Raw genomic sequence first — 17,921 nt, forward strand, 5'->3', positions numbered from 1 at the left:
GCTTTTGCGTCGATGAGACAGGTAAAAGATTCAACGCCGCGCGTATCCGCGGGCTATGCCACTAGCGCTTGCAGGGCGCTTCCACGCGGGGGCTGGAGGCGACGATGAAGGCATGCACGGCAGTTCTGCGTCACGCAATAAACACGCCTATGTGGCGCGTGCTTATCGGCAGCGAGCGCTTAAAACGCCATGCATGCCAGGTGGGGCGCAGAACGCCCCGCACCCGATCCGTCACCTATTGCACGGTGATCGTTTCTTTCATATTCGGGTGGATACCGCAAAACACCTTGTAGACGCCTGGCTTGTCGAACTTGAACTGGAACGTGTCGTTCTGATCGAGCGCGGCGGAGCGGAACATGCCCGCGTCGTTCACAACCGTATGCGGTTCGCCGTCGAGATTTTTCCACGTCACCGTCGAGCCGGCTTTGACCGTTATCGCCATCGGATTGAACATGAAGTTCTTGATGACCACGGCGTTCGGCGTTTCTGCCCGCGCAACGGATAATCCGGCCGACGCTGCGATCAGCATCGAACTCCCGAGCAACACGAAAAACGTGCGGCGAATAATTTTAGTTTGCATAACTGATCTCCTGCGAAAGAAAAAATTCTGAAATCAAACAAGTGTCGTATCGGCAAGCGTCGCCTTGAGCGGATGACGCACAATCTTGATGCTGGTCACCCCTAGCATCTTCGGCAGTTCATCGCTCGCTACGGTGAGCGGCCCCGGGCCGGGACCGTTGCCGGCGGTCGGCTGCGGATAGGCTGTCGAGCGGGCCGTGTGGAAAGTGATATTGCCTTCGACCTTCGACACGATCTGGTGAATATGGCCGTTCAGCACGGTCACCGAGCCGAAGCGCTTCAGATAGCTCATGGCCTGACCGGCATCGCCCGTGCCCCACCCCCACGGTTCGTAGATCGTCCACATCGGCATATGGGCAAAGACGACGATCGGCGTGCTGGACGAACGGCCCTTCAGGTCATTTTCGAGCCAGGCGAGTTGATCGTCGCCGAGACCGCCCAGGCCGTTAGGCTTGAAATGCATCACGTTGACGAGTGCCACGAAATGCACGCCATTGTGGTCGAAGCTGTAATAGCCTTTGTTGTCCGAAGCCTTGCCGAAGCGGCTGAAGTATTCGGTTCCGGGGCCGTCCGTCACGTCGTGCTCGCCGGGTACGGTATGGAGTTCCGTGATATTCAGACCGGACATCAACTGCGCCGCCAGATCGAACTCCGCCGGCTTGGAAAGATGCGTGATGTCGCCCGTGTGGATGGTCAGCGCGGGCTTGACCGGCATGGCATTGACGTAGTCAATCGTCTGTTTGAGTGTGCCCGCGACGTCCGGGTTGGCTTCTTTATTGAAGCCGATGTGCGAATCGCTGATCTGGAGGAAAAGCGGCACGCCCATTGACGTCGCGGATGATTTCGCGTCGGCCGCGAGCGCCAGTTCCACCGGTGTGAGAATGCCGCCGGCAAGAACGAACACCGTGCCGACGCCGCCGAAAGCGAGACACTTCAAGGCGCCACGCCGTGACGGGTTAAATGCAGGATCGGATGAATGATGTGACGACATGTTGACCTCACGATAAGGATTCGCAGGCAAACCGCAGGATCATCCGGCGGGCCACACGACTCGGTTCATCAGGAATACTGGCGTGCCGCCGGTTTTATTCCCGGCACAGAAAAATAGTGCGGGCAGGCCAATCCAACCGCGCACGCCGATGTGACGCCTGCCAGAGTAAATGCGGGAATAGCCGCGCCACGGCGGCGGTCATGCAGGTGAGAGAACCTGAAAGGAGTAGCTAACATGGACATCATCGACATGGCCCGCGCCTCGGGCATGGCAATCACCCTCGACGGCAGGATTGGCCGCGAGGAATACCAGAGCGTGTGCGGCTCGCTATCCGCGTTACAGCGATTTGCCGAAGCGGTGCGTCAGGGCGCGGCACAACAAAGCGGACATCAGGCACGCACCGCCGCCCACTCGCAGAGCATGAGGAGCATGAGGAGCGTGAGGAACTTGAAAAGGCCGGCGCGGCCGCATGCCCGACGCGATTCGAGTGCGGCCGCCCATGCCGCTTCCGAGCATACAAATTGAAAGGAGAATAATGTGCGACCGGAATTGTGGCCCGTTCTGCGCCGCCTGCAACTCGCATCGGGGGTGATGCTGCTCATTTATCTGTTTTTGCACCTGGTCAATCACGCGCTCGGAATCTGGTCACTCGATCTTGCCGGGCGCGGACTGACGTTCGCCCTGTGGATCTGGCACAGCGTGCCCGGCACGATCATGTTGTACGGTGCGGCCCTGATCCATTTCGCGTTGGCTGTGCGTACGATTTACGGACGTCGTCACTGGGTGCTCCCGCCCGCTGAATGGATCCGGCTGTGGGCAGGACTCAGCCTGCCCCTGCTGCTCATCCGGCATGCCGTAGCAACGCGCCTCGCGACATCGCTGTATGGCTTCGAGCCGAACTACGAGCGCATCGTCATATCGCTGATCACGAGTGGCACGCAGGGTCTGCAACTTGCGCTGCTCGCGCCAGGCTGGATTCATGGCTGCCTCGGCGTGTGGTTCCGATTGCGTCACTATCCGGCGATGCAACGCGCGAGGCCCGCCCTGCTGGCCCTGCTCGTTGGTTTGCCATTGCTATCCGCCGTGGGTTTTCTGCGGATGAAGCAAGCCGTCGTGGCAATGCACGTCGTTCTCCCCGCGCCTGATTCGAAACTGGTGATGCACCAGCTTGCACTCGATACGTGGCGCCACAGTCTCGTCTCGCTTTACCTGGCCGTGATCGTCAGCGCGCTTTTAGCGGGTCTGTTGCGGAATTGGCTGGAGCGTCGACCGAGTTCAGCCTGAACGACACCGGCATTCGCTCGCTTGTCTACCCGGATGCAGATGCCAAAGCATGGTTGAAGAAGCGGCGCCTGCTCGTTCCATCAGACGTGCCGTGGCCCGCATCGTATGACGATGCGGGCCACGTCCCTGCCCTTTTCTCCGGCCCGGTACAACTACGGGCTTACCAGGTTTATTGCCCTTGCTGCGCTTGCGGCTTCAGCTTGAACTTACCTTGATAGCGGATCGTCGGACGCAGCGACTGTGTCGTCGGCGCGGTCATCAACAATTGACGCGCAAGCGGCGTAGCCGTCGGGCTAAGCGAGCCGATACTGGTTGCCCGCGACGGATCCGCCAGACCGTTCTTCACCAGCAGCTTGGCCTCGAGTTGCAGGCTGGTCAGCAAAACCGGATCCTTCAGCGCGTTCCCCTGCGCCAGCAACTGACTCCACGCGTTGTTGCTGTAGTTCGTCACGTAGTAGTCGAGACCGCTCGGATCCGCGAGCACAGCGGAGCAGCCGTTCAGGCGCACCTGCATTTGCGTGTCCTTCATCGCAACCGTCTTGCGCGATGTCAGTCCGTCGCCATAGGCGAGTGTCAACGGAATGGTCCATTGCGTGCCGGGATACTGGTTCTGGTTCGGGAACGGCTGCTGCTTGAGTGTGACCACGGTCTGATTGGTCGTCAGATCGCACTGGGTGTCGAGCGAGAGCAAAGGTACGCCGGTTTGCCGCACGAAACTGTCGCCGATCGCGACCATCGGCTCGCCGCTCGCCTTGGCCAGTTCGTCCCACAACCGCTTCGGCGTGCCGTTGCCGAGTGCATAGTCGGCCAGATACGACTGCAGCCCTTTGCGCAATACGTCCTCGCCCAGATAATTCTCCAGCATCTTCAGCACGTGGCCGCCCTTGTCGTAGGTAAAGGCGCTTGCGCTCAGCACGAAGTCGTTCGAGGCCCAACCGTTGAAGTTCGGCTGCACCGGGAACGCTGTGGATTTCAGATCGGCGTTGATGACCGCGTACTTGTTCTTCACGTCATCGACCCAGCTGAAGCGGTCCGGGAAGAAGCGCACCTTGGTCTTGTTCTCGAAGAACGTCGCGAACGATTCGTTCAGCCACACGTCGTCCCACCAGTCGAGCGTGACCAGATCGCCGAACCATTGGTGCGCGGCCTCATGCGTCAAAACCGTCACGCCGTAGTCGGACATGGAGGTGCCGGGCGCCGGCAGAATATCGTCGGCGAATTCGAGAATCGCGCCCCAGTTCTCCATGCCGCCGAAGTTCAGGTCCTTCTGCTCCTTGAACGCGTCGTTGGCGGCGATCGTGTCGAACTTGGTGAGCGGCAGCGGAATGCCGGTGTAGCGATAGTAGTAATCGAGTGCCTGCTTGGTCTGCTGCATGGCCGGTTTCGCCCAGTCGCGCATGCCGGGCGGCGTGAAGATGCGCAGATGCAGACCTTTGTGATCAGGCAGCGGGCTCGAGAAGTCGTCTTCAAGAATGTCGAACTGGCCGCCGCCGAAGAAGAGCAGATACGAAGGCATCGGCGGGGTCTTTTCGAACGACACCAGTTTGTAGCCGCTGTCCACGTTCACCGCCGACTTTTCCGCCGCGTTCGAGACGACGTTCCAGTTCTGCGGGACTTCCGCACTCACCTCATAGGTCGGCCGGAAAGCCGGTTCGTCCCAACCCGGGAACCATTGGCGCGCCAGGTTCGACTCACCTTGCGTGAGAATCGCACCGCTTGTCGTGCCGTCGGTCGACTTGAGATCGACGCGGAACACGCCCTCCGCTGCGGAGCAACCCGGATAGGGATCGTCGCCGCAACTGCCGCCGGTCTTGGCGACCGGATCGTCGTAGGTCTTGAAGTTGATGATGCCGCTCCACTCCATGTGGAGCGAATAGTTGCCGGCAGCGATCTGCCCGCTCACTGGCCGAAGCTGGTAGAAATCACCGTCATCCTGCGGCGTGGCGATCAGCTGGATGTTGCCTGGCTGCAGGGTGATCGTGCCGTTCGTGAACTTGATGCGGTGCCCGGCAATCGTGATCGCATTGACGGCCTTCAGCACCTTGATCTGGACATCTGCCCGGCCATCGAATGAAGAGAGCGCCGGGTTCGGCCGGAACCATAGCTTGTAGTTGATCGGTGTGACCGTATCGGGCAATTCGACCGGCGGCACGCTCTTGTTGATCGATGCGTCCGCAACGATCGGCGCCGTGGGCGGCGCAAGCGCCACTTCAGAGGCAGCGGACGGCGTCTGGGCGGACTTGCTCGAGAGCGTCGACGAGCCATCTGAACCGCCGCAGCCCGCCAGGACCATTATTCCGGCTAACGCCAGGCACTGTATCTGCAATCGGAAATTTATACGCATAGTTAATCCTCGACTGACAAAATCGGCATAAAGAAAGTGCGATGAGTGCTTAAGCTGTGTTTCTCTGTTTTTTCAGCACAAAAGGTCTCCCGCACTAGCGCCGGATTGCTAGCGAGAATAAATGGACGTGTTACTACCTCAGCACTTGTGGCTGATTTTCGAATTACGCTTCCTGATTATTACAATACTTTCAGAAAGACGACATAAGCCCTCTTTCTGCAGTTGCATGCGATCGCCTGGCTGACGGACAAAGCGGCGGCTTGCCTGCGTCTCCGAGCAGGTGGACTAAAACCGGGTCAGTTTTTAGCGACAGTGCGTAGCCTAGATTGGCAAACGTTATCGTGTCAACTTCCTTTCACAATCTTTCCGAAATAAGCGCATGGCGTATGCAGATCGAATGGATGGAGTAATCGGCAGAGTTAATACTCTAAAGACGGGATACGCGCACATTTCTACGAGAAACTTTATTTTATTGCAGTGCGGAGTGTGCTATCAGACGCGGCGGCAGCCAATGTCTTTAAAATTAACCCGCTGTTGAGTTCGCGAAAGAAAATAAACCACTAGCGAATGAAGTGACCGCAAATCGGCATGGCATTCAGGCCCGCATAGAACGATAACTGTCCGCCGCGAACGTCCGCGAATTGATCGGCCGCCAACGCGGAGCCGGCAGCGGCGCCGATCGCAATCAACACGATTGCGATGCGGCGCAGACGCCCGGCACGGCCAATCAGTGTGCCCGACACGCTACGCCAACTGGCAAGCAAGGTCATGGCGAGTGCAACGATCGCGCAGCACATGGTCGCGCCTTCAGTCCGGTTGAGCCACGAATGCGTCGAGCTTGTCCAGTGCGGGGCTCCAGCCGTTCTGATGAGCGTCGCGTTCGGCCTCGTCGAGGAACTGCGCATGCGTGAGAGTGAGCTCGGTGCCGCCGTCAATGGGCCGCAGCCTGACGGTGACGAGCGAGAGCCACTCGGGAATGCTGACCCATTCCCACGTGAAGACGAGCTTGCGATCCGTTTCGACTTCCAGGTATTCGCCGCGGCAGTCGTGCGTTTTGCCGTCCAGGGTCTGGAACACCACGCGAAAGTGGCCGCCCACGCGCGGATCGGCTTCGGCGCTGAGCACCGGCCCCGCGTCAGGCCCCCACCAGCGCGCCATCAGTTCGGGTCTCGTCCACGCTGCATAAACTCGGGCTGGCGGGGCTTTCATGCGCCGCACGATAGTCAGGCTCGGCTTTTCCTGGGTCATTCCTCGTGTCCCTCCACAAAATCGGCAAGCCGGTCGAGGCTCGCGGACCAGAAGCGCTCATAGCGTCTCAACCATGCCATCGCCTCCTCCATCGGCCCTGCGATCAGGTCGACCGAAACGGTCCGTCCGTTCTTGGTGCGCGCCACCAGACCCGCGTCGCTCAACACGTCGAGGTGCTTCATGACCGCCGGAAGCTTGAGCGGCAGCGGCCGCGCGATTTCCGTAATCGACAGGCCGGGCTCCCGCTCCAGGCGAGCGAGGATCGCCCGGCGTGTCGGGTCCACGAGGGCGGAAAACGTGCGGTCGAGTTGACTGACTGGAGACTTTGCCATATGGTGAACTATAGGCAGTGAACAAACGGTGTCAAGATTTTTTGTGAGCGAGCCACAGCGCGCGCACTCCGGTTTGCGGCGCATCGCCAGTCCGTTCTAGACTGCGGATCGGCCACATTCGAGGGGGCAAGCCGGTATGGACATTCTTCAAGGCATGGCAGTGTTCAAGCGCGTCGTCGATGCATCGAGCTTCTCGAAGGCGGCCGATTCACTGGAGATGCCGCGCGCGTCGGTGTCGACCCTCGTGCAGAATCTGGAAAGCCATCTGGGGGTGCGCCTGCTGAATCGCACGACACGCAGCGTGCAGGTTACGGAGGACGGCGCGCTCTACTACGAGTACTGCTCGCGCATTCTGGCTGAGGTCTCCGACGCGGAATCCGCGTTATCGAACAAGCGGCTCAACCCACGCGGCACGATTCGTGTCGACACGTCCGCCACGTTCGCGGCCAATGTGCTGTTGCCCGCCATGCCCGATTTCAATGCGCGCTACCCCGAAATCACGGTGAAGCTTGGGCTGGCCGATCGCAACGTCGATCTCGTGCAGGAAGGCGTCGATTGCGTGATACGGATCGGTGTTCTCGACGACTCGAACCTCGTCGCGCGACCGATCGGCAGTGTGCGCACAACCATCTGCGCGGCGCCCGCGTATCTCGAGCAAATGGGCGAACCCACCACGCCCGACGATCTCGACCGCCATCGTGCGGTCAATTATTTTTCCGCGCGCACCGGACGTGTCTATCCATTCGAGTTTGAAGTGGATGGAACGCGAATCAGAAAAACCGTGAACGGCATCATCGCGGTCAACGAAGGGCTGGTGTATGTCATGTCAGCAACCGCAGGCATGGGCATCATTCAGGTTCCCCGTTTCATGGTCGCCAAGGCAATTGAGGCCGGCGCGTTGCGTGAACTCTTTAGCGCTTACCAATGTCCGTCCTTGCCCCTTTCCTTGCTGTATCCGCACCGTCGGCTGAGCATGTGCGTGCGGGTATTCAGCGAGTGGATTCACGAACTCGCGCAGAATAATCCGGACCTCAACGGTTAGCTGCACGCTTAACCGCGCACCATGCATCGCGCCCGAGTCACATCACTTCACATCGGTTCGATCAATCCACAACGCTCCAGCTCCGCGTACAACGCTGCTGTACTAACAAACTGATATCCCTGCAGACCGGCGTGGCGCGCACCGGCCACGTTGGCATCCGTATCGTCGATGAAGAGCGTTTCGGACGCGGGAACACCCAGTTGCTCCACACAGCGAAGATAGGTCTGAGCGGCCGGCTTCGCTGCGCCAAACGCAGCGGACGCATACACGTGCGGACCGAACAGTTGCGCGACGGGTGGATTGAGAAAGCCGATATGGTCGGTGAGCAGACGGCAATTGTTGGTGAGCACGGCGATCCGGCGGTGTTCGGCGACGCGTTCAGCGAGCGCGAGCACTTCTTTATTCGGCGTGATCGATGCGTGGCGCGCGCTCAGCCAGTCTTCCCGACTGACGGGATAATTCAGCAGTTCGCCGAGCGCGGCCAGATAGTCGTCGTCGCTGATCTGCCCCGCGTCGGCACGCGCTTCGAGCCCTGATCCCCAGATCGCGTGCCGCACGGCCTCGGGCGTTTGCCCGCAAATCGCCGCCAGACGATCGACCCGCGCCGAACGATCGTAGTGGGACAGAACACCTTCCATGTCGAACAGGACCAGCGTGATGGATGCAGTCATGCTGTCGGCCTCGCATCGAAAGCTTCTAGAAATGAACATGCCATCCGACTGTAGGCCATCGGACGACGATCTGTTTCTATTGTGCCTCGGCCAGCCGGCGACGCCATGCGCCGCATGAACGAAAAGAGATCAAGCGTACGGACGCAAACCGCCGCCAGGCGGAGAGCTTAGGCAGCGCGGCGAGTCCGCAGCAAAAAAATTATCGGATTCGCAGTCAGAATTTCCCCTTTGCCTCGACTAAGACCCGCGTAGACTTTTGTGACAAGGGATTTAGCGTGAACGACATTAATTTCGAATGCACTACGTGCGGCAAATGCTGCCACGATCTGCGCCTGGCACTGACGATTGCCGAGGCGATCGTCTGGCTGGAGCGCGGCGGGCACATGGAACTCATCTGCGAGGCCATACCGTGGCCGGTCGAACCCGAGCCGGGCAATGCGCAAGCTGAGTACAAACGGGCGCGTTCTTCGCCTGCAATGAGCGGAAGCCTGCCGGTCCGTATCTCGATCGTTCTCGCCGCGGCGTTCAATGGAGCCTGCCCTAATCTGGGCGCCGACATGCGCTGCGGCATCTACGAAGAAAGACCACTGGTATGCCGGATTTATCCCGCTGAAATCAATCCTTTCGTCGTCCTGACACCGGAAAACAAGGCGTGTCCTTCAGATGCGTGGCAGAAGACGCCGCTGCAAAGACACGGAATTCTTGTCGATGCTGCGACCGTCGAACAGGTCGGGCAGTCGCGTCGCGCGAATCAGCTCGAGGCGCCGCTGCGCATGCAGGTATGCCTCGAGCTGGGACTAAATCATGCCGCGCTCGCGAACGAAGGCTTTGTCATGATTTCGCCGGATAGCGATGCGCTGTTGACTGCCCTGCGCCATGTTCACGCGGCGCCGGAATCGCAAGACGCAAACGCACAGTGGACATTTGTGTCGAATCGGGCGGGAACCCTTGAGACGCTTCTTTCGGTGGGCGCCACCGGTCACCTCGCTGAGCCCACCGCTGCCGGCAATTCCCGGTATCACGGATTTTTCCTGCCCTCATAGACGCAGAACCGCCCGCTGCGTCTCACAGAGACTACGCTCCGCCGCCCACTGTCTTGATGCTCTTCCATTGTCCTTGCTGGACCTGAAACAGCGTGTACGGCGGCTTGATCAGATCTCCATACGGGTCGAAGGTGATATTGCCGGTCACACCGGTAACCTTCACTTTCGACAGGCTGTCGACGATCTTCGCGCGATCGAGCGAGTCGGCGCCGTGAATCGCCTTGATCATGGCGAGCGCGGCGTCGTAGGCAAACGGCGCGTACAGTTCGACATCCTGATTGAAGCGCGCCTTGTAGCGCTTGCCGAACTCCTGCGCGGCAGGCAGCTTGTCGAGCGCCGGACCGGGCTCGAGATCCTGCGTGCCATCACCCGCCGTGCCGGCGATCTGCAGGAACGCATTGCTCTTCAACGCGCCCGCGCCGAACAGTTGCGCTTGCATGCCGAGCGAACGCATCTGTTTGACCAGCATCGCGCCCTGTTCATCCAGGCCGCCGAAGAAAATCAGATCGACGTTCTTGCTCTTGAGCGTCGTGAGGATGGCGCGAAAATCCACGGCCTTGTCATTCGTGAACTCACGATCAACGATGTTGCCGTTCGCTTCCTTAGCGCCTTTTTCGAACGCATCTGCGAGCCCTTGTCCGAATGCCGTACGGTCATCGATGATGCCGATGCGCTTCGCCTTCATCTGCTCTACCACGAAGTGCCCCGCCACGACACCGCCGATGCCGTCGTGCCCCATGGTGCGAAACACGTTCTTGTAGCCTTGCTTGGTGAGTTGCGGATTGGTGGACCCCGGCGTGATCATCGCAACGTTCGCCTGGTGATAGACCGTCGAAGCAGGAATGCTGCACCCTGAGTTGTAGTGGCCGATCACGCCAACCACGCCGTCGTCGACCAGTTTCTGCGCGACCTGAATCGCGACGCGCGGGTCTGCCTGATCGTCCTGCACATCGAGCTCGAACTTGACCGGCTTTCCGCCGATCACCGGATGTTTCGCATTCTCCTCATCGAGCGCGAGTTGCGCTCCGTACTGCAAGTCTTTCCCGACTCGCGCGACCGGTCCGGTCAACGGTCCGACAAAACCGATCTTGACGACTTCAGGATCGGCCGCCCACGCAGACGGTAGATATGTGACGAGTGCGCAAACTGTGGCACTCAACAGCCAATTGCGGCGATTCATGATGCGCTCCTTGCGAGATGTAACGTCGCGCGATGTGTAGGTTGGCCGATCCGATGCGCGACGCGTCGAATCTGTCCTGCGGTGCTAGTGGTGAAACAGGAAAATCGGTGCGGTCAAAACCTCTACGAAATCAAAAACGCGTAGCCGAGTAAGGCGCGAGATCAAGCGGGGGCGCACGCTGCGCGATCAGATCGGCGACGATGCGCCCGCTCACCCCGGCTAACGTCAGTCCGAGATGCTGGTGGCCGAATGCGTAGATCACCCGTTCGCTCGCGCGCGAGCGTCCGAGTACCGGCACACCGTCCGGCAACGTCGGCCGGAACCCGAGCCAGTTGCTATCCGGCGTATCGAGCGCGGGTAACGCGCGTTTCGAAGAAAACGTCAGCAGATCGATCAGCGAGCGGTTGCGCGTGTCACCGAAACCCGCCAGTTCGACCGTGCCCGCGACGCGCAGGCCGTCGCTCATCGGCGTCATGTAGAAGCCGCGCTCGGCCCAGCCGACCGGTCGCGAGACCAGTTGTTGCGCGCCTGGAAAGCGGACGTGATAGCCGCGCTCCGTGTCGAGCGGAACCGGATCGCCGCATTGTTTCGCGAATTGAGCCGAGCGCGCGCCAGTGGCGATCACAACGTGACTGAAGCGGCGCGTCGCGCCTTCGATCGTCACACTCGCGCCGTCGGCCGAAGGCTGCACCGCGTCGACGCTCGAACGCTGCAGTGTCAGCCCCTGATCGGCAAGCTGCAGATAAAGCGTCTGCAGAAAGCCTTGTGGATTAGAGAAATGCCAACTGTCACTGAACAACACTCCGCGCTCGAATATCGGTGCGAGCGACGGTTCGAGCGCACGGATGTCGTTGCCGCCCAGCACGTCGAAGGCAACGCCTAATTGCCGGCGCAGATCGAGTGCAGGACGCGCGGCATCGAACGAAGCCGCATTCGAATACAGATAGAGACATTCGCGGGGCCGGACGAAACGCGCCAGTTCCGCGTCTGCCAGCAGCGGCGCATAGCCGTCTTGCGCGCGATCGAGCAACGCCGCGAGTGCGGTGGCGCTCGCCGCGTAACGTCGCGGCAGCGAGCTCATCATGAAACGCGCAAGCCACGGGGCAAGGTGCGGCAGGTACCCCCAACGCAATCTGAACGGGCTGTCATTCGATAGCAGAAAACGCGGCAGATCGCGGAACACGGACGGGTTGTTGACCGGAATGCACGCGTAGTGCGCGAAGGTCCCCGCGTTGCCGAACGACGCGCCCTGCCCAACGCCTGCCGGATCGAACAGCGTGACTCGATGGCCGTCGCGCATCAGCGCCGCAGCGCTCGCGAGGCCGATGAATCCCGCACCGATGATGGCAATCTCCGGCATCACTTGCGTCCTTGCAAGTCGTAGCCGCCGCAGCCGTTGCAGCCGTCGCCGGTGAGCGCGTGCATCGTGGCATGCCGCTCGCTCGCCAGCGCGCCGGGTTTCGGCGCGGATGGGGCCTGAGGAAACTGCGGAAAACTCATCGGGAAACTCCTGGGGACAGAATCCGGACACTGTCCGGCGACATCTGGGCGCACTCGCCACCAGACAAACTCTGGCAATCAGAATCACACAATATTTTTTTGTGTGCAATTAAAACTCACATTGTGTGGCCCTGGCATTTTCCCTGGATGGTCTATGGCGCAGTCCTTGCAAACAGGGGCGCGCCGGACGCCAACCGTTACGGCGCGCCGTTTTTAGGCATTGCGGCGGCGCTTGTCTGGTATAGAATCGGCAAAATTCCGCACAATTGCGGACAAAGTCGATTTTGTATGGAGACATCAGTTCTTATGGCTTCTGGCAAAGACACAGCGCGTGGGGCCAACGGCGCGCCGGCGCAGGCGAAACGCTCCACGTATGTCGAGGTGTCCAGCTCGATCGAGAACGAGATTCGCAGCGGCATCTATCCGCCGGGCAGCCGCCTGCCGCCGCAGCGGCAACTGGCCACCGAACTGGGCATCAACGTGTCGACGGTGTCCCGTGCGTACAAGGAACTGCAGTTGCGCGGATTGGTGATCGGCAGCAAACGGCGCGGCTCGCTCGTGACCGGGGGCGCCATGCCGAGCGTCGAACCGGCCCAGCCGGCCAGCAACGCGGCGATCGACCTGACCGTCAACCGGCCGGCCACCGGCGAATTCCTGAACTGCCTCGCGCGCACGCTGGCGGAATTGCCGCGCGATCCGCGTTACCCGCAATTGCAGGAGTACCAGCCGCCGCAAGGCCCCGCCTGGGCGCGCGCCGCCGGCGCACGCTGGATGGCCGCGCCGGGCTTCGCGCCGGCGCCCGACCACGTGGTGGTCACGAGCGGCGCGCAGCACGGCTTATATGCGGTGCTGAACAGCCTGATCGGCACTGATGGCGTCATCCTCGCCGATCAACTCACCTACTACGGGTTGAAAGCGCTGGCTCCCGTGTTCCAGTTCGAGATCGTCGGTATTCCGAGCGACCGTGACGGCTTGCTGACCGACGAGGTGGAGCGTGCCTGCCGCCGTATGCCGGTGAAGGCGATCTTTACCGTTCCGAATCTGCAAAACCCGACGGTGACGACAATGAGTCTCGAACGCCGCATGGCGCTCGTCGACATTGCACGCCGGCATGGCGTAGCCATCATCGAAGACGACGTGTATGGGCCACTGGTTTCGCAGCGGCTGCCGACCATTGCGAGCCTGTGTCCAGAACTGACGTTCCATCTCGCGGCAACCTCGAAAATTCTCGCGCCCGGTTTGCGGCTCGGTTACCTGCTGAGTCCGCCGGACAGTTCCGCGCTATGTGCGGAGGCGGTGCGCACCACCGCATGGATGCCCGCGCCGATGTCGATGCTGATCGCTTCAATCTGGATCGAAGACGGCACCGCGCGCCACATCATGGATGCACAGCTTGCCGAAATCCGCGCACGACAGGATCTGGCGCGCGAGCTGTTGCCACAGGAATTGCTGCAGACCGACCCGGCGTGCATGTTCGTGTGGCTCAAGCTGCCGCCGCCATGGCGTGCCGATGACTTTGCGGCGAATGCGAAGGCGCGTGGCGTGGTGGTGATGCCGTCGTCGGCGTTTGCGGTTGACCGGTCGGAGATCGAGCACGGCGTGCGGATCAACCTCGCATGCGCGACCAGCCGCGATCAACTGGTGAGTGCGTTACGGCTGTTGACGGGCACGCTGAAGGATCGCCCCCGGGCACTGTTCGGCACGATCTGAAAGAAGGCCAACTGAATACCGCCTCAGATCAAATCAAAATTGTTCAAGCACCAAAGGAATAAACCCACCACCTGCCTCGTTCAATAACCGCAACGACCATCGGTCTTGAGAGAGGTGCGGTCATGAATTCTGTGCTTAAGGTATTGAGCGCTGTGGTGGGCGCCGCGGCTTTGACGAGTCTTGTCGCATGCGGCGGCAGTTCCGGATCTATCAACGCGCAGTCGTTTACCTCGTCAGTGCTGGTTTCCGACGGCGCGGTCTCCGCGCCGCACACCGACCCTAATCTGAAAAACGGATGGGGTGTCGCCTTCAATCCAAAGGGCTTCGTCTGGGTCGCCGATAACGGGACCTCCGTCGCCACGCTCTATGACGGCAACGGTGTGCCGCAATCGCTGGTCGTCAGCATTCCGAACGGAACTAGCGGCCCGGCGAATCCGACCGGCATCGTATTCAACGGCACGACGAATTTCACGGTCACTCAGGGTGGCAAGTCCGGTGTAGGCGCCTTTATCTTCTCCGGCGAAGGCGGCACGATCACCGCATGGGCGCCGGCGGTCGCGCCCACGAACGCGATCGTCATGTTCGACGGCGGCAGTGCCGGCGCGGTCTATAAAGGCCTCGCCCTCGCAAGCAATGGCTCGGCGAACTTCCTCTATGCCACCGATTTCCACAACAACAGGATCGACGTATTCGACACGAACTTCACGAAAGTTGCGATGCCCGGCAAGTTTCAGGACGCAACGCTGCCGGCAGGCTTTGCGCCGTTCGGCATTCAGGCGATCGGCTCAAAACTCTTCGTGACCTACGCCAAACAGGACGCGGCCGCGCATGACAATGTCGACGGTTCCGGCCTGGGCTTCGTCGACGTATTCGATACGGCCGGCAATCTGCTGCAGCACTTTGCCTCAGCGGGCGCGTTGAACGCGCCGTGGGGCGTCGCACAGGCGCCGGGCAATTTCGGCCGCTTCAGCGGCGACATACTGGTCGGGAATTTCGGCGACGGCACGATCAACGCTTTCGATCCGGCAAGCGGGCAATCGCTCGGCGCCGTCAACCTGTCGAACGGAACTACGTTCGTGCAACCGGGGCTTTGGGGTATCGCATTCGGCAACGGACTCGATAATCAGCCGACCAACACGCTGTTTTTTGCTGCGGGGCCTAACGACGAAGCAGATGGAGTCTACGGACGCATCGACGTAAAAATGTGAACGCCTAGCTCTTTACGCTGCGCAAGGCGTAAGCAGACAGCGTCGCGAGGCGCTCGACACTGAGCAACCGCGCGATCCGTTTCAACGCGTGACGCACACGGCCGCGCAGATGCGCCACGCGCATCTGGCGCCAGAAACGGTCCGGTGCGAATTCAGCAAAACGCGCCTCGCGTTCCAGCAACGCTTTACCGCCTGGCAGGTGAACGAACGAACAGCAGCGAAACCAGCGCAGGTCGCGATAATTATTGCCGGGCCAATGACGGCCGACAGCCTGATAAGCCCCCACCTCGATCAGGCTCTGCCCTTCGTCGACCAGCACATTGAGTGCCGCGGAAATGAACGCTTCGTCACCGTGATGTCTCAGGCGACCAATTTCGGTGACGTAGCGCGCGTAACTGGCACGCGCGCGCGGAACCAGCCGGCGTAATGCGGCGGGCGTCGCCAGAAGAAACTCGCCACCGTACCAACGCGGATTTCTGAGCCGCCTATCCGCCACGATCTCGAGATCCGCAGCAACACATTCGCTGCCGTACGGAGGAAACACCTGATCCGAAATATCGAATGCGCCGAGCCCTGCTTCAGCACAACGCTCGATCAGATTACGCTCGAGCGGACGCAGCGCGACCATGTCGGCGTCGAGCAGCAACAGCATCGTGTCGGCCGGCAGCGAATCGGCCATCTGGTCCATCAGATCCAGCTTGAAATGCGCGGCATAGAATGGCGTGCTCTTCGGCAACTCGATCGTCGCCTTCAACGTCATCAGTGCGGGACGGTGCGCCTTCGCGAGGCTTTCGAGCCGTTGCGCGACCACCGCCGGCGCGTTGGTCATGATGGTCAGCGTCGGCATGCCGGCCTGGCGCAAGCTGTTGTTCAGGCAGATCGCCTGACTCACATACGACAGCGGATCGCGATTCGTCGAGTTGGGACCCGGACTCGCGTCGACATCCACATAAACCAGCGTGCAAGGAAAAAGATTCACGTTGCTCCTCACCATGCGTGAGAGACGGTTCGCTTTTTTCCAGCGTTGCCGCTATTTTTTTGCGGATTGATCCGCCTCTCCTTTCATGGGCTAAGTCAGAAGTCCGCGCGAGACGCGCAGCCATCGTGCCGCGGCTCGCGCGTTCATTGCGTCACGCTCGAGCCGGGTGATGATCCGCGGCGATGGAATCGGATGAACCGGGGCGCGGATATCAGGTATGGGCTATCGTTTCACGTCCCTGCATTGCCTTTCCGCCAAAACTCAGCAAGAGTCAGCAAGACGCAACGCGGCTGCCGTCAATCGGCTTTCGGCCGGTCGAAAGTACGCCAAAATATCCGGCGCTTTAACATTCGAGTGAACAAGTTACCTGACTGCCGTACGCAATCTTTGCGTCAGATGTCACATTTCAGCGGCGCTGTCTTCCCCGTATCGCATGCCATGCGCGCCAAGCAAACGGTACAACGTCGCGCGTGAAATGCTGAGCTCGCGCGCGGCGTCGCCGGGCCGCCCGCGATGGCGCAGCAGCGCGAGTTCGATGGCCTGCCGCTCCGCTGTCTCACGTGCCTGTGCAAGCGTCAAGGGCGCGGTCGCAACGTAACTCGCCAGTTCGAGATCGTCCGCGGTAATCGTGCGCCCCTCCGACATCACAATGGCGCGACGAACCCGGTTGATCAATTCCCGCACGTTGCCGGGCCAGTCATACTGATGCATCGCCGCGATCGCATCGGGAGAAAAACCATATAACCGGCGGCTCGCATCTTTCCTGTAGCGATCCAGTGTGTACAGCGCGAGCAGTTCGATGTCCTTGCCGCGTGCGCGAAGCGGCGGCTCGTCGATTCTCAGTACGCACAAGCGGTGATACAGGTCGGCACGGAAGCGTCCGTCTTCGATCGCGGCCTCCATATCGACGTGCGTGGCGGAGATGATGCGCACGTCGACATCGATCGAACCGTTGCCGCCCAGGCGGTCGATGGTGCTTTCCTGCAGGAAGCGCAGCAGGCTCGCCTGACTTTCGAACGGCAGATCGCCGATCTCATCGAGAAACACCGTGCCGCCGTGAGCGGCTTCGACGCGCCCTATTCTGCGTTGATTCGCCCCTGTGAAGGCGCCGCGCTCGTAGCCGAACAACTCGGACTGCAACAGGTGCGGCGGAATCGCACCGCAGTTGATGGCGACGAACGGCGCATTGCGGCGCGGCGAGTGCGCGTGAATCGCCGCCGCTGTCAGCTCCTTGCCCGTACCCGATTCACCGGAGACAAAAACGGGTGCATCGTTTGCGGCCACTTTGCGAATCGAGCGGAATAACGCGAGCATGGCGTCGCAGGTGCCGATCATCTCGTCTTCTGCGGTAGACGTATCCACGAACACCGGTTCGCCGAGCGAGATCATGCCGCAGGCATGGCCTACCGTATCGATCACTCTGGCGTTCGCGGTGGGCAGCGTCACGTAATCGAAGCAGTAGTCGCGCACCAGCCTGCGGATGACGGCGTCATCGAGTTCCGGCGCTGCGGTCATCGCGACCCAGCCGATGTTCGGCATCGCGAGGCAGGCTTCCAGCGCGGCGATGTCAGCGGGATCGAACACGCTCGACAGATCGGCCAGCCCGGCCGCCAGCGAGCCGTCATCCACGGCCTGGCGCACGTCACGAACCGAGCCGATGACGTCAACGTCCCAATCGCGCTCCTCGAAGCTCGCCAATAGCGCCGGCGAAGGATCGCGCGTGAAGTAGATGACACGCCGCTTGATGGCCTTCATTTTCTGCATTGTTTTTGTTTTCCCGCCAGGCCTGCTCTGAAACCTGGTGTGGCCA

18 protein-coding genes are annotated in these 17,921 nt (G+C 60.8%); 6 read left to right on the forward strand and 12 right to left on the reverse strand.

Translation table 11 applies throughout. From position 1 onward, the window contains the following. Window positions 1–235 precede the first annotated feature (235 nt). Window positions 236–580, reverse strand: a complete 345-nt coding sequence (locus R8871_RS16780) for a cupredoxin domain-containing protein (RefSeq protein ID WP_175051455.1) — start codon at window positions 578–580, stop codon at window positions 236–238. A gap of 33 nt (window positions 581–613) precedes the next feature. Further along, window positions 614–1,570 (reverse strand): metallophosphoesterase family protein, encoded by a 957-nt coding sequence (locus tag R8871_RS16785; protein WP_175051456.1) that lies wholly within the window; start codon window positions 1,568–1,570, stop codon window positions 614–616. A 234-nt stretch (window positions 1,571–1,804) separates the two neighbouring features. Here R8871_RS16785 and R8871_RS16790 point away from each other — a divergent pair, with 234 nt between their 5' ends. After that, a complete protein-coding gene (locus tag R8871_RS16790; RefSeq protein ID WP_175051333.1) occupies window positions 1,805–2,095 on the forward strand; it encodes a hypothetical protein in 291 nt (96 codons plus the stop codon). 66 nt (window positions 2,096–2,161) lie between these two features. Continuing rightward, window positions 2,162–2,854 (forward strand): hypothetical protein, encoded by a 693-nt coding sequence (locus R8871_RS16795; protein WP_246287621.1) that lies wholly within the window; start codon window positions 2,162–2,164, stop codon window positions 2,852–2,854. 169 nt (window positions 2,855–3,023) lie between these two features. Here R8871_RS16795 and R8871_RS16800 read toward each other — a convergent pair whose 3' ends face one another. From R8871_RS16800 to R8871_RS16815, 4 genes are all read right to left on the reverse strand, one after another. Further along, window positions 3,024–5,198: a M1 family metallopeptidase gene (locus tag R8871_RS16800; protein WP_175051457.1), complete on the reverse strand. Its 2,175-nt coding sequence runs from the start codon at window positions 5,196–5,198 to the stop codon at window positions 3,024–3,026. A gap of 560 nt (window positions 5,199–5,758) precedes the next feature. Continuing rightward, window positions 5,759–5,995 carry a hypothetical protein gene (locus R8871_RS16805; protein WP_175051458.1) on the reverse strand — a complete coding sequence of 79 codons (237 nt, stop codon included), beginning with the start codon at window positions 5,993–5,995 and terminating at the stop codon, window positions 5,759–5,761. Window positions 5,996–6,005: 10 nt separating this feature from the next. After that, window positions 6,006–6,446, reverse strand: coding sequence for an SRPBCC family protein (locus tag R8871_RS16810; protein WP_175051459.1), 441 nt, complete (start codon window positions 6,444–6,446; stop codon window positions 6,006–6,008). Further along, window positions 6,443–6,778: an ArsR/SmtB family transcription factor gene (locus tag R8871_RS16815; protein ID WP_175051460.1), complete on the reverse strand. Its 336-nt coding sequence runs from the start codon at window positions 6,776–6,778 to the stop codon at window positions 6,443–6,445. The genes R8871_RS16810 and R8871_RS16815 overlap by 4 nt, the downstream gene beginning before the upstream one ends. A 136-nt stretch (window positions 6,779–6,914) precedes the next feature. Between R8871_RS16815 and R8871_RS16820 the strand changes: the two genes are divergently transcribed. Then, entirely contained in the window at window positions 6,915–7,820 is a 906-nt protein-coding gene (locus tag R8871_RS16820) for a LysR family transcriptional regulator (protein WP_175051461.1), read from the forward strand. Window positions 7,821–7,867: 47 nt separating this feature from the next. On the opposite strand, the gene R8871_RS16825 is transcribed toward R8871_RS16820, so the two are convergent. After that, window positions 7,868–8,491: an HAD family hydrolase gene (locus R8871_RS16825; protein ID WP_175051462.1), complete on the reverse strand. Its 624-nt coding sequence runs from the start codon at window positions 8,489–8,491 to the stop codon at window positions 7,868–7,870. Window positions 8,492–8,766: 275 nt separating this feature from the next. Between R8871_RS16825 and R8871_RS16830 the strand changes: the two genes are divergently transcribed. Beyond that, window positions 8,767–9,534 carry a YkgJ family cysteine cluster protein gene (locus R8871_RS16830; RefSeq protein WP_175051463.1) on the forward strand — a complete coding sequence of 256 codons (768 nt, stop codon included), beginning with the start codon at window positions 8,767–8,769 and terminating at the stop codon, window positions 9,532–9,534. Between the two features lie 31 nt (window positions 9,535–9,565). Here R8871_RS16830 and R8871_RS16835 read toward each other — a convergent pair whose 3' ends face one another. From R8871_RS16835 to R8871_RS16845, 3 genes are all read right to left on the reverse strand, one after another. Beyond that, window positions 9,566–10,714 carry a branched-chain amino acid ABC transporter substrate-binding protein gene (locus R8871_RS16835; protein ID WP_175051464.1) on the reverse strand — a complete coding sequence of 383 codons (1,149 nt, stop codon included), beginning with the start codon at window positions 10,712–10,714 and terminating at the stop codon, window positions 9,566–9,568. 130 nt (window positions 10,715–10,844) lie between these two features. Further along, a complete protein-coding gene (locus tag R8871_RS16840; protein ID WP_175051465.1) occupies window positions 10,845–12,074 on the reverse strand; it encodes an NAD(P)/FAD-dependent oxidoreductase in 1,230 nt (409 codons plus the stop codon). Beyond that, window positions 12,074–12,214 (reverse strand): hypothetical protein, encoded by a 141-nt coding sequence (locus R8871_RS16845; protein ID WP_175051466.1) that lies wholly within the window; start codon window positions 12,212–12,214, stop codon window positions 12,074–12,076. The genes R8871_RS16840 and R8871_RS16845 overlap by 1 nt, the downstream gene beginning before the upstream one ends. Before the next feature lie 306 nt (window positions 12,215–12,520). Between R8871_RS16845 and R8871_RS16850 the strand changes: the two genes are divergently transcribed. Together R8871_RS16850 and R8871_RS16855 are read left to right on the forward strand one after the other, a co-directional pair. Continuing rightward, window positions 12,521–13,924, forward strand: a complete 1,404-nt coding sequence (locus tag R8871_RS16850; RefSeq protein WP_175051467.1) for an aminotransferase-like domain-containing protein — start codon at window positions 12,521–12,523, stop codon at window positions 13,922–13,924. 122 nt (window positions 13,925–14,046) lie between these two features. Then, a complete protein-coding gene (locus R8871_RS16855; RefSeq protein ID WP_175051468.1) occupies window positions 14,047–15,132 on the forward strand; it encodes a TIGR03118 family protein in 1,086 nt (361 codons plus the stop codon). Window positions 15,133–15,136: 4 nt separating this feature from the next. On the opposite strand, the gene R8871_RS16860 is transcribed toward R8871_RS16855, so the two are convergent. Together R8871_RS16860 and R8871_RS16865 are read right to left on the reverse strand one after the other, a co-directional pair. Next, entirely contained in the window at window positions 15,137–16,111 is a 975-nt protein-coding gene (locus R8871_RS16860) for a hypothetical protein (RefSeq protein ID WP_175051469.1), read from the reverse strand. A gap of 399 nt (window positions 16,112–16,510) precedes the next feature. Beyond that, window positions 16,511–17,866 (reverse strand): sigma-54 dependent transcriptional regulator, encoded by a 1,356-nt coding sequence (locus tag R8871_RS16865; RefSeq protein ID WP_175051788.1) that lies wholly within the window; start codon window positions 17,864–17,866, stop codon window positions 16,511–16,513. Window positions 17,867–17,921 lie beyond the last annotated feature (55 nt).

The organism is Paraburkholderia sediminicola, from assembly GCF_902859805.1.
Taxonomy (GTDB): domain Bacteria; phylum Pseudomonadota; class Gammaproteobacteria; order Burkholderiales; family Burkholderiaceae; genus Paraburkholderia; species Paraburkholderia sediminicola.